At 47.5% G+C, this 14,626-nt stretch carries 13 protein-coding genes; 12 read left to right on the top strand and 1 reads right to left on the bottom strand.

All coding sequences use genetic code 11. The annotated features are described in order from the left end of the window. The 12 genes from CGRAC_RS10280 (at position 1) to CGRAC_RS10330 (ending at position 13,591) form a co-directional block, all read left to right on the top strand. The gene (locus CGRAC_RS10280; protein WP_005870843.1) at positions 1 to 639 is read left to right on the top strand and encodes an ATP-binding cassette domain-containing protein; all 639 of its coding nucleotides are present in this window, start codon (positions 1 to 3) and stop codon (positions 637 to 639) included. Beyond that, a complete protein-coding gene (locus tag CGRAC_RS10285) occupies positions 623 to 1,303 on the top strand; it encodes a hypothetical protein (protein WP_005870844.1) in 681 nt (226 codons plus the stop codon). Before CGRAC_RS10280 ends, CGRAC_RS10285 begins: the two co-directional genes overlap by 17 nt. 661 nt (positions 1,304 to 1,964) lie before the next feature. Next, a complete protein-coding gene (locus CGRAC_RS10290) occupies positions 1,965 to 2,792 on the top strand; it encodes an ABC transporter permease (protein WP_005870848.1) in 828 nt (275 codons plus the stop codon). Then, positions 2,789 to 3,457 (top strand): nitrous oxide reductase accessory protein NosL, encoded by a 669-nt coding sequence (locus CGRAC_RS10295; RefSeq protein WP_005870849.1) that lies wholly within the window; start codon positions 2,789 to 2,791, stop codon positions 3,455 to 3,457. The genes CGRAC_RS10290 and CGRAC_RS10295 overlap by 4 nt, the downstream gene beginning before the upstream one ends. Positions 3,458 to 3,674: 217 nt before the next feature. Further along, on the top strand, positions 3,675 to 6,395 hold the full coding sequence (locus tag CGRAC_RS10300; protein ID WP_005870850.1) for a carbon monoxide dehydrogenase 1: 2,721 nt from the start codon (positions 3,675 to 3,677) through the stop codon (positions 6,393 to 6,395). An 860-nt stretch (positions 6,396 to 7,255) separates the two neighbouring features. Next, positions 7,256 to 8,248, top strand: a complete 993-nt coding sequence (locus CGRAC_RS10305; RefSeq protein WP_005870856.1) for a FecCD family ABC transporter permease — start codon at positions 7,256 to 7,258, stop codon at positions 8,246 to 8,248. Next, positions 8,241 to 9,017, top strand: a complete 777-nt coding sequence (locus tag CGRAC_RS10310; protein ID WP_005870858.1) for an ABC transporter ATP-binding protein — start codon at positions 8,241 to 8,243, stop codon at positions 9,015 to 9,017. The genes CGRAC_RS10305 and CGRAC_RS10310 overlap by 8 nt, the downstream gene beginning before the upstream one ends. Before the next feature lie 364 nt (positions 9,018 to 9,381). Next, positions 9,382 to 10,821 (top strand): DUF4139 domain-containing protein, encoded by a 1,440-nt coding sequence (locus CGRAC_RS10315; protein ID WP_005870860.1) that lies wholly within the window; start codon positions 9,382 to 9,384, stop codon positions 10,819 to 10,821. Positions 10,822 to 11,272: 451 nt separating this feature from the next. Next, a complete protein-coding gene (locus CGRAC_RS10320) occupies positions 11,273 to 12,100 on the top strand; it encodes a hypothetical protein (RefSeq protein ID WP_005870865.1) in 828 nt (275 codons plus the stop codon). Positions 12,101 to 12,149: 49 nt separating this feature from the next. Next, positions 12,150 to 12,299, top strand: coding sequence for a hypothetical protein (locus tag CGRAC_RS12095; protein ID WP_156187210.1), 150 nt, complete (start codon positions 12,150 to 12,152; stop codon positions 12,297 to 12,299). Continuing rightward, a complete protein-coding gene (locus CGRAC_RS10325) occupies positions 12,296 to 13,057 on the top strand; it encodes a hypothetical protein (RefSeq protein WP_005870866.1) in 762 nt (253 codons plus the stop codon). The genes CGRAC_RS12095 and CGRAC_RS10325 overlap by 4 nt, the downstream gene beginning before the upstream one ends. Before the next feature lie 195 nt (positions 13,058 to 13,252). After that, positions 13,253 to 13,591, top strand: a complete 339-nt coding sequence (locus CGRAC_RS10330) for a hypothetical protein (RefSeq protein WP_005870867.1) — start codon at positions 13,253 to 13,255, stop codon at positions 13,589 to 13,591. A gap of 455 nt (positions 13,592 to 14,046) precedes the next feature. On the opposite strand, the gene CGRAC_RS10335 is transcribed toward CGRAC_RS10330, so the two are convergent. Then, a complete protein-coding gene (locus CGRAC_RS10335; RefSeq protein WP_005870869.1) occupies positions 14,047 to 14,619 on the bottom strand; it encodes an RBBP9/YdeN family alpha/beta hydrolase in 573 nt (190 codons plus the stop codon). Positions 14,620 to 14,626 lie beyond the last annotated feature (7 nt).

Here is a 14,626-nt window from a genome sequence, read left to right on the forward strand (position 1 = left end):
ATGATAGAGATTAAAAACGTAAGCAAGAAATTCGCAGATCAATTCGTTTTAAAAGATATCGATCTAAATATCGATGATGGCGAGCAAGTGCTTTTCGTCGGGCAAAACGGAGCGGGCAAAAGCTCGCTGATGCGGACGATTTTAGGCGAATACATACCCACAAGCGGCAGCGTCGCCATCGACGGATTTGATTCGTTTAAGCAGCGCAGCCGCGCGCTACGCGGTATCAGCTTCGTGCCGCAAACCCCGCCGCCGCTTAAGCTGAGCCTAAATGAGCTCATCTACTTCGCCGAGCGCACGGCTGACGCAAGCAGAGCAGACATCGTAAAATTTTGCGACGAAATGGAGCTTGATCTGGGTTTAAATTTAAACAAGCCCTTTCATAAGCTATCCGGCGGTATGAAGCAGAAATTTTTAATTGCGCTAGCATTCGGCAGAGCCAGCAAGGCGATGATTTTTGACGAACCGACCGCCAATCTCGATCCGAGCGCGCGCGAGCGTTTTAAGACGCTTTTGCACAACCACGCAAAAGATAAGAGCTTGATCTTTATCTCGCATAGGCTCGAGGAAGTGGGAGGACTGGTAAAAAGAATGATTTCAATGGATCTAGGGAGGATCGTAGATGACAAAAATGTTTAAAGCTTTACTTTGCGCACTTATTGCGCTTACGTTTTTAGGCTGCGGCGACGAGAAAGACTACGGCAACGTCCATTACGACAGAGACGTATGCGAGCACTGCCAGATGGCGATCAGCGACAACCGCTTCAGCGTCGATGTGCGCGTGGACGGCAAAAACCACTACTTTGACGACATCGGCTGCTTGGTGGATTTTATGGTTACCAACGACAAACTAAACTGGCTAAAGGACGCCAAAATTTACATCAATGACGCTAGCGGCAACGGCGAGTTTATCGACGCACGCACGGCGCATTTTTACAAGGGCTTTAAAACCCCTATGTCGTTCGGCTGGGGCGCGTTTAAAAACAAACAAGAGGGCAAGCAAGACTTCAGCTTCGATCAAGTAGTCGCGGCACTTAAGGCAGGCGGCGGCTCGCACGGCATGGGAATGGGCGATATGGGTCGCGATGCGCACGGCAATATGGGAAGTATGCACGATCATGGCGATATGGGCGGCATGAAGGACCCTCACTCCGCAGAGCACGGCATGAGCGAACCTAAGCATGATATGGGCGGCGGCGATGCGGGTAGCACGGCACATCCTCAAGGCTCACCGCACGATATGGGGCAGATGCACGAGGGCAACGGCACGGCGCACGATATGCATTCGGGGCACGCGCATTAAGGACGCTTTGGCTAAGACGAAATTTTAAGCGGCTTCGTTTTACGCTAAATTTAAAGCGTAAAATTTTATCGCGCCGCCGTAAACGAGAGCAGACGAGATAAAATTTTACTTTGCAACTTCGGCACGAGGCAAAGCTAGGCTTAGGAAACGGCTGCAAAATTTTATCTTGTAACGTAGCTAAATTTAACGCACGGCGCGAGATTTCGTTCTGCCGAATTAAAATTTACATGGACGCGCTAGCTTAAAATTTCGCCGTAAATTTAAAATTTATCCGGCGCAGAATTCGCCGATGCGGGATTTTTAGAATTTTAAAATTTATGCCGCGGGATACGCCCGGCTTTGAAATTTTGCGGAATTGAAATTTAAGCGGCCCGTCAAACGGCTAAATTTTAAAACTGCGGCGGACGACGGATAGCGGACTGCGAACGACGCGCTGTTTGCAAGCGCCACAAGCAAGCCGTAAATTTAAAATTTATGCGCGATCCGCAGTCGCAGGCGGCGGATAAAATTTCGCCGCCTGTTTAAACGCTAGACGGGCAAAATTTAAGGCCGCGAAATCCGCGCTGCAAAACGAGGCTAAAATTTAAAGACGGGCGGTGCATTTAAGCCGCGCGAGAAATATAAATTTAAAAGCGCGCCTAGGCGCAATAAAGGAATATGAATGAAAAATTTACTCACCATCGCCGCTTTGGATATCAAAGAATCCTTCCGTTCGCGCTGGTTTTTGCTCTATCTGCTGATCTTTAGCGGGCTCGTGGCGGCGTTTTTCATCACGGGGGTGACCGACTCGCGCGTGCTCGGCTTTAGCGGGCTTTCGCGACTGCTGCTGCTGTTTATTCAGATCTGCATCATCATCCTGCCCGTATTCGTGCTCGTAACCACTAGCAAGGCGATCCTAGCCGACCGCGACCTAAATATCTTAGAATACCTGCTAAGCTTTCCGATCTCGCAGGCGCAGTATTACTACGGCAAGGCGCTGGGAAGGCTGTTTGGAGTGTTCGTGCCGATATTTTTATCGCTGCTGCTCGCAATCGTTTGGGGCGCGATCAAGGGCACAGGCATTCCGTGGGCGATCTGCCTGCTTTATACGGGGCTGCTTTTTAGCTTGTGCGCAGCGTTTTTGGGGATCGCGTTTTTGATCTGTGCCGTTTCAAAAAGCCAAGAGATGGGGCTTGGGCTTGCGTTTTTCGTCTGGCTTTTCTGCCTTGCGTTTTTGGATCTCGTGCTGATCGGACTGCTCGCAAAAACGGGCGTAAACGAAAATCTCATTTTCGCAATCGCCCTAGCAAACCCGATGGAGGACTTCCGCATCGCCGCTATCAGCCTATTTGATCCCGATCTTGCGGTCATCGGCACGACGGCGTATTTTATCCTAGATCACTTCGGGCGCGGGCTTTTCATCGCCTTTTCGCTACTCTATCCGATTGCGCTGGGCGCGGCGAGCCTGATTTTGGGCTATTTTATCTTTAGATCGAAGGATTTGGCGTGAAATTTACACTCATTTTGACGGCATTTATAGCGCTTTGCGGCGCAGCGGAGATGCAAAATTCTGCGCCGCAAAGCTCTAGCTCGGCACAGAATTTAGGCGCATCAGATAAGACAGGCTCCGATTCGGCGCAAAATTCTAAAAGCGTGCGCGAGCCCGCGTGGCTTAAAGACGTAAATCTTACCTGCGCCAAATACGGCATCGATACTAGCGCGCATCCCGAATTTCGCGCCTATGCAAGACTTAAAGACAGCAGCGCGCTAGCGTTTGCTTCGCCCAAGGCGATGTTTGCATATTTTTTTGAAAGTGAGAGCTCGGGCGCAAATTTTAACGGAGCTTCCGCAGAGATGAATTCTGAGAATGAAAATTCTTTGGGAGCGAATTCTGCGAACAAAAATCCCGCTAACGGCAATTTAGGCGAGGCAAATTCCACGGACGTAAATTTCGGCGGCGCGGAGCTTTACGTCACCGATTATGCAAGCGGCGAAATTTTGCGGGCGCAGGACGCGTTTTATGTCTTCGGCAGCGTGCTGCAAAGCGCCAGAGGCGACGATCTCATCACGTTTGCTAGACTTCAGGACGCACAAAATTTCATGCGCGAGAAAAAGGGGCATAAAATTTTGCAGTTTCACGAAATCTCCGCCAAGCTAATCGATTATCTAAGATGATCGAGCCGCTTGGCAAAATTTAAATCCAGCTATTTTAGTATATTTTATTCATAAAAATTTATCTTTTATTTTAGTGCGCTATTAAGGGAATTTAAAGCAATTAAAAAATACAATCACGTTAAATTTTATCTATAAGAATTAAATAATGTAGTTTTTAAGTATATTTATTGAGGGCTGCATTCTCGCTTATTTTTAAAATAAATTTTAAGGAGACGTCATGGCAAACGACAAAATCGCAAAACAAAAAGGCTCACGCAAGAAAGCTGCGACGGATGAAAATTCCGCTGCGAATACGGGAGAAAATTCCGTCGCAGACGCAGCCAAAAGCTCAGCCGCATCCGTTTTTGATAAAAGCACAAATATCGCTCAAAATTCCGCAGCAAATTCTACGACTTCTGCCTCACATGCTCGCGACAAAATTTCTAAAAATCGCGCCGCAGGTGAGAATTCCTGCGACGAGTGCGACTGCGAAGCCAGAAATTCCGCGTCTGGCTACGATGATAGCGCACGCTCTGCTTCAGGCACGAACCCTGCGGCGCACTCAAGCACTCAAAGCGCAGGCAACGCTAAAAAATCCGCAATAAACTCTACGACAAATTCCATGGCTGATTCTTTGACAAATTCCATCTCAAATCCTGCGAAGAGCCCAAGCAGCAAAGACCACTTCTCTTGCTCGCACGAGCATAGCGATAACTCCGCAATCCATTCGCATCTACACGACGAAGATCTTGCGACCCACCCACACGATCAAGAAGAAAACCTCGCAGCTTATTTGCACGAATACGGCGTAAATTCTGCAGCGTCTTCGCATGAGTGCGACGAGAATTCCGCCATCAGCTCGCACGAGCACGACAAACATTGCCATGATCACAAGCCCCACTCTCATCGCGCGATTATTGGATTTGACGAGCACGGTATCCCAAAAGTTTTAGTGCCCGCAGAGGCTAGTCCGCACACACATAAAGGCGCACAGGGCAATCTTTTCGAGCATTTTCACGAGGCGGAATTTACGGCGGATTATATGAAGGCGGTGCTTGAATACAAAAAGACCTTCCCCACAAAGCAAGAGGTACTTGAGAAAACCCCTGATCCCGCCGTGCGCGAAATGATGCTTAGGATGGAGCAGATCGGTGTAGATACGGCGTTTGATCGTTTCGACAAACAGATGCCTATGTGTAGCTATGGACTTACCGGAGTATGCTGTAAGATCTGCAATATGGGACCTTGCAAAATTACTAAAAAGGCCGATCGCGGCACTTGCGGTGCGGACGCCGATCTCATCGTATCGCGCAACCTACTGCGTCAAGTAGCTGCAGGCGTAGCTCAACATGGCGCGCACGCTAGAGAGCTTCTACTATCGCTAAAATGGGCAGCACAAGGCAAGCTAGATCTGCCCATAATAGGCGAATACAAAATCATCAATACCGCCAAAGCCTTTGGAATTCCAACTGAAGGCAGAGAGTTAAAAGAGGTAGCGATCGAGCTTGCCGATACGCTTTTGACAGATCTTTCGCAAAGCAGCGGCGAGTATAAAACCATCACTGCGCTCGCACCCAAGGAGCGTCAAGAAGTATGGCGGAAGCTAGATATCTTGCCGATTAGTGCGTATAACGAAGTCTTTGAGGCGTATCACCGAACGGGTGTAGGCACGGACGGAGACTGGCGCAGCGTGATGCAGCATCTTTTGCGCTGCGGGCTTGCTTTTACCTTCACCGGCGTAGTAGCTGCGAATATCGCTACGGATGCGCTATTTGGCGTAGGAGATCGCGTAACTTCCAAAAGCAATATGGGCGCACTTAAAAAAGGCTGGGTCAATATCGCCGTGCACGGACATCTGCCGACATTAGTAAGCCTAATAGTGGAGATCGGAAATTCTAAGGAGTACCAAGACAAGGCTCGCGCAATAGGCGCACAGGGTATCGCATTTTACGGCGTGTGCTGTTCTGGGCTATCGGCGATGTATCGCAACTGGGGCGTCGTGCCGCTCTCAAACGCCGTAACTGCCGAACTCGTCATAGGCACAGGCGCACTTGATCTGTGGGTCGCCGATGTCCAAGATGTCTATCCTGCGATCATGGATGTAGCTAACTGCTTCCAGACCAAGGTCGTTACCACAAGCTCATCAGCTAGGCTTCCCGGAGCCGAGCATATAGGCTACGATCATCACCATAGTAATATCGCCGAGACTAGGAATTTGGCGCGTAAAATTCTAGATCGCGCATTGCAATCTCACGAAAAGCGCAAAGGACTGCCGGTATATATCCCGCCGTATGAAGTCGAGGCCGAAGTGGGCTTTTCGGTAGAATTCGTCCATAAACACTACGGCGGTATGGAGCCGTTAGCGCACGCGCTAAAAAGCGGTGAAATTTTAGGCATCGTAAATATGGTCGGCTGCACCAATCCTAAAGTGCCTTATGAGCGCGCTATCATAGATGTCGCACAAACCCTAATCGAAAATAACGTCCTAATCCTAACCAACGGCTGCGCGTCGTTCCCGCTAATGAAGCTGGGCTTTTGCCAAAAAAGCGCGTATAAAAAAGCAGGCGCGTCGCTACGGGCGTTTTTAGAAAAAGATGAGCTTCCGCCGGTGTGGCACGTGGGCGAGTGCATCGATAATACCCGCTCCAGCGGAATTTTCGCAGGTATCGCAGGAGTGCTAGGCAAAAATCTCTACGAGCTGCCGCTTGCCTTCACCTCTCCCGAGTGGGCGAACGAAAAGGGCGTCGATGCCTCGCTTGGATTCCGTCTAATGGGCATCGACTCGTATCACTGCGTCGAGTATCAAATCCACGGCTCCGCAAATGTCATACACTTTTTCAAAGAGGGCACCAGGCGTGCGCTTGGCTCTGTGATGCACGTAGATACCGATCCAGTCGCACTTGCGCTAAAAATGGTAAGCGACATGCGCTTAAAACGCAAAGCCCTAGGCTGGCAGTAGCGACGACGGATTCATTTCGCATCGCATTTTAAGCGATGCGAAATTTCATGATAAAATTTAACCTCTTGCGGGCAAATAAAATCCCGCGGCCAAACGGCAAGTAAAATTCTACGACTAAGTAGCTAGCAAAACCGGGGTCAAATAAAGAGAAAATTTTCGCGCAGTATCCGTTTACGGAATTCTAAATCAAATCTTAAAATCCTACGTAAAATTTCGCCGCGCGCTGTCTGCTGCTAAATAGGCGAAATTTAGCCAGGCAAAATTCTGCCATCAGGTTTAAGTCTATCTTTCGCGAACGGATGAAATTTTAAAATTCCATCTCAGCATAAATTTCGTAGACGCTCATCTGAAATCCGCAAGCTAAATTTTGCTAAAAGCCTTATTACACGGAGCTGCACGCCATTAAATTTCGCTCGCGTATATGAAAGCTAAAATCATAAAAATTTAATATGATATATGCTAAAATGCCACATCTGTTTAAGGATTTAGATGTATAAATCAAAGTCGCTGCAGTCTCTGCGTCATCATCGATAGAAAATGTCGTGCGAGGCGGAGGCGCTGCTGTCAAGTCCTGCGTTTCGCAGCTTGAGGCGGTGCGACAAAAGCGCGTCTATGCTGCGCCTGCAAACATTTTCGGCTGGGACTGCACGGGCGCGAGGACGTCACTACAAATCTTGTAGGCGGCTAAAATTTTCATCCGGATCTTTTCTGAAATATTGATCTTGGAGCCATCACGAAGGAATTTTACTGCAAGCCTTTCGCCTACGAGCCGAAGGGCGGAATTTTAAACAGGTTTCAACGAGGCGAAATTTCAAAGATTAAATTTAAGGCAAAAGATAAAATTTAAAGCAAGGGAAGGTATGAAAAATTTTAAATTTATGCTCCTGCTGCTGATACTGGCGACGATTGCAACGATTGCGATATCGCTTTGTATAGGGCGCTTCGGCCTAAGCATCGCCGAGGTTTTAAAAGCGCTTAGCGGCGGCGAAGTAGCGCAAAACGTCCACAACGTCGTTATGGATGTGCGCTTGCCGCGCATCATCGCCGCGGTGCTCGTGGGCGCGGCGCTGGGCATCAGCGGCACGGCGTATCAGGGTGTCTTTAAAAACCAACTCGTCTCGCCAGATCTCTTAGGCGTCAGCGCCGGAGCCTGCGTAGGCGCGGCGATCGCGATCCTGCTTGATCTAAATATCCTTTTGATCCAGCTTTTCGCCTTCGTTTTTGGGCTTGCGGCGGTTTGCATTACGCTTCTGATTACGCGCGCGCTGCGTTCGAGCGCCACCATAATGCTTGTGCTTGCCGGCATCATCGTAAGCGGTCTGATGGGCGCGTTGATTGGGTTTTTAAAATTTATGGCGGATCCCGAGACGAAGCTTGCAGACATCGTGTATTGGCAGCTAGGAAGCCTCGCGAAGGTCGATCCCTCCGTGCTGGCGATGATAGCGCCGGTGATGGGGGTTTGTATCGCTATCTTGGTGCTGATGAGCTACCGCATAAACGTCCTATCCATGGGCGATGCGACGGCAGCGAAGCTCGGCGTAAACGTCGTGCTGGAGCGGGGCATCATCATCGTCTGCGCGACGCTGCTAACCGCAAGTAGCGTGTGTATCAGCGGCATAGTCGCGTGGGTGGGGCTTTTGATGCCGCATCTAACGCGCATGATCGTGGGCGTTAGCAACACCAAGGCGATCCCGGCGAGCATATTTTTAAGCGCGATCTTCGTGCTCATCGTAGACGACGTAGCGCGCAGCATAAATCAAAGCGAGATCCCGCTAGGCGTGCTTACGGGCTTTATCGGCACGCTATTTTTTATATTCATCCTACTTAAAAACAAAAGGAAGCTAAATGGTTAGGGTTGAGAGCTTAGACTTCGGCTACGTAAAATCCGCCCCTCTAACACTGCGCGACGTGAATTTCAACCTCGAAGCGGGCGCGATGCTGACGATTTTGGGGCAAAACGGCGCGGGCAAATCGACGCTTTTAAATTTAATCAGCGGCACGCTTGAGCCTCTGCGCGGTAAAATTTCAATCGACGGCAAGGATATGGCGAGCCTCAGCGCCAAAGGGCGCGCCGAGATCATCGGCTACGTCTCGCAAAGCGAGGTCTGCGAGTACGATTACAGCGTCTTCGAATACGTCCTGATGGGGCGCACGGCGCATATCGGGATCTTTTCGCAGCCGAGCGAAAACGACTACAAGTTCGCGCAGCACTACATGAAAATGCTTGAAATTTGGCATCTAAAAGACAAGATCATCACGCGTCTAAGCGGCGGCCAGAGGCAGATGGCGTCCATCGCGCGCGCCCTTTGCAGCGAGCCTAAGATCGTGATCTTCGACGAGCCCACCTCGGCGTTAGACTTTGCCAACCAATACAAATTCCTCCGTGCCACAAAAGAGCTTCTCAAAAACGGCTACACCGTCGTTTTAGCCACGCACAATCCGGACTTCGCGCTGCTTTTGGGCGGATACGTCGCGCTCGTAAAAGGCGGCGGCGAGGTCGCATACGGCAAGGCCGAGCAGATCATAAAAAGCGAAATTTTAAGCAAGCTATACGATCTGAAGCTTGACGTCAGCTACAACGAAAAGGTCGGCAGGGTGTGTTGCTTGACGTATCCATTCTAGTCTTTACTTCTCGGCCCGAACAAAGTCCGAGCCTGCGAGTGGGGCTCTGCCCCACGCCCCGCTAAAGTTACGGCAGGCTAGCGCCTGCATTTTTATCGGTTTGACTTCGCGGAGGGGTACAGCTCATCCTTAAAATAGAAGCTTCTTAAATTTAAAATTTTATCGCTTAGGCTGCGCGAGTGAGAGGACTTAATGAACGCTAGCGGCGGTAAAATTTTAGCGTCCGCGGCGGGGATTTTGAGGCGGCGAAATTTTAAAATTTCAAAGCGGGCGGCGGGGCCGGAATTTTAAAATTCACTCCAAATTTTAAGCATAAAAATCAAAATTTATCGTTACAATTACGTAAAATTTTTAAGGAGCAAAAATGAAAAAAATAGTGCTTTTAAGCGCAGCTGCGGCGCTTGCCGTAAATTTAAGCGCGCAGGAAAATAGCCTTGAGATCTACGCGAACTCCGCCTTCTTGTACCAAAACTTCGGCGCGCAAAAATCAAACTTCAGCGTGAACGTGCCGGAGTACTTGGATATCCGCAGCATCGAGATCGCGGGCTCTTGCGAAGTGCGCGAATTGTCTTTGGGAGAGATTGAGCCCGTGAAAAACGCGGAATTCGCCAAAAAAGAGGCGGACGAAAAGAGCTTGCGCGAGCTAAACGACCGCCTGGTCGCGCTTAAGGCGCAGCAGCGCTTTTTAAGCGACTTCGCAAGCCTAAAAGATAGAAGTTTGGCGAGCCTAAAAGCGGATTCGCAAAAAATTTACGACGAAGTCCTGCTCGTAGCAGGCGAAATTTCAAAGACGGACGAGCAGATCGGAAAGCTCAAAGAGAAAATTTCAAAATACGTGATCAAAAACGAGCGCAGCTTAAACGCGAACTTTGACTGCGATCCGAGCTTTGTAAAAATAAGCTACCCCGTTGACGTAAGCGCCTACACGCACAACGAGCTCTCTGCCGATCTTGCAAGCGGCAAAATCGAAGTCGCGCAAAAGCTCTCGGTGCAAAATCCGCTAAACGCGGAGCTAGCGAATTTAACGATCGCGCTGTATCCTTACGAATACTCCTCGCAGACCGCGCCGCAGCCGTTTTACCCGTGGTACGAGGGCGAGCCTGCAAGACCAGCGCCTGCGGCGGCTTATAAAAAGGATGTGATGCTAGAGGAAGCGACTATGGATAGGGTCGCGCCTGCGATGGAGGCTAGATCATCGTATCAAAGGACGGGCGCAAATATCGAAAACTCGCTCTCAAAGGTATGGAAAATTAGCGGCGTAAGCCTCAAAGCGGGCGAGACGGGCGAGTTTAGCTTCGATAAACAGAGCCTGGATGCGAAATTTGATCTGCTCATCGACGGCTACGGCAGCGAGGCGGCCTACGTGCGAGCTAAATTTAGTCCCGAAAGAAACATAGAGGAGAGCGAAACGCTAATAAAGCTCGACGGCGTGCAGATCGGACTCGTGCATCTAGGCTTTGCCGCAAACGCGGAGGCTACGGCGTATCTGGGTAAAAATAGCCTGATCGAAGTCAAAAAAGAGCAGGCGAACAACTTCACGAAAAACTCCTTTTTCGGCGGAGAAAGCAAAAATTCCATGGCTTGGGACTACGAGATCAAAAACGGCTCCAAGCGCGCGTGGAACGTGGTTTTACAAGAGCGGGCGCCCGTCTCGACGCATGAGGACGTAAAGGTCGCGCTGAAAAACTCGCCCGAGCAGAGCAGCCTCGGCAAGGACGGACTGCTTAGCTGGGACTTTGAGCTAAAGCCGGGCGAGAGCAAAAAGATCCGCTTCGGCTATGAGCTAAGCAAGCCGAAGAAATAACGAGCTTTGGCGCGGCGCGGTTAAATTTTGCGCAGCGGAGTAGCTTTTGCGGTGCGGCTAAATTTTATGCGGCACCGCTTTATGAGACGGGCTCCTTTCGCCGCGCCGCTGAATTTTACGCGCAGACTGACTTTTTGCGGTGCGATTAAATTTTGCGAGCATAAAACCAAGGCGTGGCTTTAGAGCTTATCTGAAATTTTTGGTGCCGCGCCAAGTAAAATTTGAGCGCCGCGAAAACCAAAATTTAAATGCTGCAGCAATTTAAAATTGGCTAGCGCAAGATATAAAATTTAGCGATGCAAAGAGGTTTAGCGCAGATAGAAAAACTTTGAGCATCGCGTAAATTTATCTCAAATTTAAAAAGCTCAGGGCGATGAAGGCGGAGCAAAGGTATAAATTTAACGAGGTGGTGAGGTGCGTTTGCTTCGCTGGCGGCATTTAAAGGATCGTTATGAAATTTCGCAAACTTAAATTTAAAATTCTAGCCGCAGTGCTACTTTTCTGCGCCCTATTTGTCCGCATCGTGCCCGATTACTCCACTTCGCAAGGCTTCGCCGTGGTTACTATTTTTGACTACAACAAATACAAGCAAGGATACTGCCTAAAAGAGAATAGAGCTTTAAGCAACGAAGAATTGCTTCAAAATGCCGCTATAAATTATTTTAAAAGATATCACGACTATGAGGTTCTGCGAAATACCATTATCGATGAGCACGATATAAAAATTTTCGGCCATAGTTTTTATACGGCGCACATCTCCAAGCTCTATCTAATCGGCGATTTTAATGAAGAAAACTGGTTTGATTTTTTGGTTGAAAATACCGATAGAAAGAGTTTTGATTATGAGATAAAAGACAAGACGCAAATAGATATCTCCGATCTATCCAAATACTTTGTGTATAAGGATGAAATTTTAGGCTTTAAAAAGCCTATCATCTTATCCGAAGAGAAAAATCCATTTCATAACGGAAAAATGTTTTTAGAAAAATCATTTTTAATAAAAGAGAATCAATTTTTTGTGAATTATGCTAGACCTGATTATATAAGTTGGTATATTGAGCTTAACAATAAAGAAGATTTAACAAAAATCAAAAGCAAAGAAAATTTAATGCGAATAAAAAACGGATATGAGAACTTAGAAAGCTTTAACGAAGTCTTGGCTTATACCCATATGAAAAATCTGCGACGTAAATTCTCATACGATAATTGTGGAAATATAAATTTTGATATCAAAGCTCCGGCGGAACAGGAACTGGATATGTGGATTCACGGCGGATAAAGTTAGTTAAAATTTTATCTTAACGAATGTAGCCGAAAAAGGATAAGAGATGAGCAAAAAAGAAACTGATTTGAGATTAGAATTAGAGGGTAATTACGGAGCCGATATATTGAGTTATTATTTGTGGGGGAAGAAAACTCCTCCTGGTCCGAAAGAATTAGCCTCTAACGAATGGATGGATAGAAAAGAAACGATATGAAATTCTACAGGTCTATTAAATTTAAAACCCTGGCAGGCACGCTACTTCTTATAATAATACTTTGCGCCGCATTTATCCGTATAATCCCCGATTATTCCACTTCACGAGGTTTCGCTGTCGTTTCTCTTTCCGACTATAACAAATACAAGCAAGGATACTGCCTCAAAGAGGATAGAATTTTACCCAAAGAGGAGCTATATAAAAGAGTAGCCGGGGCATATTTGGACTATGATGTAAAGCTATATTGGATGATTGATGCTTATAGGTTGAAAACCTTCGGTAGTCTTTGGTCTAGCAAATACGAGGTTGCATACTATGAACTAGAAAATATAAACTTATCAAATTGTTTTGAAGTATTAGAAAAATATTACCAAGAGGGAAAAACGACCGAGGAGATACTGATGAAAGAGCTAAAGGCTAAAAAAACCGATCCAAAGAAATATTTAAAAATAAATTTGAAAGATACGAGCGTTGGATTTGACAGACCGATAGTTATGGTTAACGGCGACGATAAAGCTGTTACAGGCACTTTGTTCCTTGATAAATTCGCTATATTTAACGGTAATTATATGCAATTTAACCATTCGGAGTATATTTATGACTTGGTAACAAATTTTGACATTACTAGAGAATACTATAAAGAGAGAAAAAATGCCGTAGTCGGTATTGGAAAAGGTTTTAAATTTGATAACTGCGGCAATATAAACTATCCGCTGGAAGAATATTATTTGGGCGGTAGAGATATAGAGATGCGCTAAAAGTTTTATAATAAACTTTATTAAAATTTTGAAATAAAAAATTTCATATAAAACTTTAGAAGACTTAAGGTGATGGATGCAGAGCAAAGGTATAAATTTCACAGGATAGCGAGATATTTGCTCGCTTAGCAGGTGGTCTTCTTGCTTGGCGGGCGGCATCTTTGATCGGTTCGGTTTTGTAGGTGGGCGGCAGCTTTGATTTTGGCGGTTTTGCCTTTTGAGGGCGCGCTAAGGATTGCCGTTTTTGCGGCGACATTTGCGATTTTGGCTTGCGCGCCGCTTTGGTATCTGCTCAAAAGGTATAAAAATTTTAAGCACAGCAAACTGTTTGTAAAAAATCCAAATCTTAGTTTACTGCTTTTTGCGGTAGAAAATTTATCGCTCGGTGCTTTTTACGGTGGGTTTTTGGCATGCCTCGCGGCGGGATATTTTTGGGGCGAGCATGCCGCCGGCTGGAGCGCGGTGTTTGCATTTGCGCCCGTTTGTCTGATCGTTTTCGTGATTTCGTATATGTTTAACGAAAAGAGAAGCTAAGCCTATGCGCCTTTCGCGCCCGTTAAATTTTATCTCTCGCGCGGCGCGGGCTTAGGCACGGATTTAACCCGCGCGAGTTGGGCGAGATTTAAAATTTAGCTCATCCCGCTTGCTTTAAAATTTTAAAATTCTATCGTCGCAAAAGCTCCGCCGCGAGCGCTAAATTTTATCTTGCCGCAACCAGAAACCCGTCAACTGCTGCGTTTTGACATTTATGCATAACACGCTTATGTCGCTGCGACATTTACAAAATTTTAAAACCGCGCGGAACTTGCTTTTGCAAACGACGATTGCGCCGCGGGCTTATCTATTTATTTATGCGGGTAGCGGAGCCTTCGGTGGGCTAAATACGAGACCTTTATCTTAGCCGCAAAGCAAATCCGAGCTTTAGCATAGAAAAATGCGAGCGGCGCGAATGCGGAAGCAAAAACCGAGCAGGTGCGTTTGCCTAAAGCCTAGCCCTTTAGCTTCATCATTTTTTCTAAAATTTCATACACGAGATCAAGCTTCGTAAAGCCGTCTCTATCCAAAAAATGCCCACCCTTTTGCACCTCGTAAAACTTAGCATCGATCTGCCCCGCTAGCTCACAACTGAAGCTAAACGGCACGATATAATCGTCCTTTGCGGCAACCACCGCGCGCCGTTTTGCGGCGGCTTTTATGCGCTCAAAATCAAAGCCTTTATCCATAAACTCGTCTAAAATTTTAAACTGCGGATCACTAAGCGGCTTTGCAAGCCCCGAGACCAGCACTACGCCCTCTACTGCGCCGCTTGCAGCGCTACTTTGCAAAAAATTTAAGATCGTAGGACAGCCGAGGCTGTGTCCGACCAGATAAACTTCGCCTTCAAATTTTACGCTTTCTCGCAGGGTTTTCAACCACTCATCAAGCCTCGGATGCGCAGGCGTGGGCATCGCTAAAATTTCCGCCCTCGCGCCCGATTTTTCGATCTCGCTTTTAAGCCAAGGAAACCAGTGCTTCTTAGGCGAAGCGTCGTAGCCGTGCACGATATAGACGCACTTTTGCATATTTTCT

Source organism: Campylobacter gracilis (genome assembly GCF_001190745.1).
Taxonomy (GTDB): Bacteria; Campylobacterota; Campylobacteria; order Campylobacterales; family Campylobacteraceae; genus Campylobacter_B; species Campylobacter_B gracilis.

Excerpts from the sequence above, each read along its gene's own strand:
- CGRAC_RS10280 (WP_005870843.1), top strand. The coding sequence starts at position 1 with ATGATAGAGATTAAAAACGTAAGCAAGAAATTCGCAGATCAATTCGTT.
- CGRAC_RS10285 (WP_005870844.1), top strand. The coding sequence starts at position 623 with ATGACAAAAATGTTTAAAGCTTTACTTTGCGCACTTATTGCGCTTACG.
- CGRAC_RS10290 (WP_005870848.1), top strand. The coding sequence starts at position 1,965 with ATGAAAAATTTACTCACCATCGCCGCTTTGGATATCAAAGAATCCTTC.
- CGRAC_RS10300 (WP_005870850.1), top strand. The coding sequence starts at position 3,675 with ATGGCAAACGACAAAATCGCAAAACAAAAAGGCTCACGCAAGAAAGCT.
- CGRAC_RS10305 (WP_005870856.1), top strand. The coding sequence starts at position 7,256 with ATGAAAAATTTTAAATTTATGCTCCTGCTGCTGATACTGGCGACGATT.
- CGRAC_RS10310 (WP_005870858.1), top strand. The coding sequence starts at position 8,241 with ATGGTTAGGGTTGAGAGCTTAGACTTCGGCTACGTAAAATCCGCCCCT.
- CGRAC_RS10315 (WP_005870860.1), top strand. The coding sequence starts at position 9,382 with ATGAAAAAAATAGTGCTTTTAAGCGCAGCTGCGGCGCTTGCCGTAAAT.
- CGRAC_RS10320 (WP_005870865.1), top strand. The coding sequence starts at position 11,273 with ATGAAATTTCGCAAACTTAAATTTAAAATTCTAGCCGCAGTGCTACTT.
- CGRAC_RS12095 (WP_156187210.1), top strand. The coding sequence starts at position 12,150 with ATGAGCAAAAAAGAAACTGATTTGAGATTAGAATTAGAGGGTAATTAC.
- CGRAC_RS10325 (WP_005870866.1), top strand. The coding sequence starts at position 12,296 with ATGAAATTCTACAGGTCTATTAAATTTAAAACCCTGGCAGGCACGCTA.
- CGRAC_RS10335 (WP_005870869.1), bottom strand. The coding sequence starts at position 14,619 with ATGCAAAAGTGCGTCTATATCGTGCACGGCTACGACGCTTCGCCTAAG.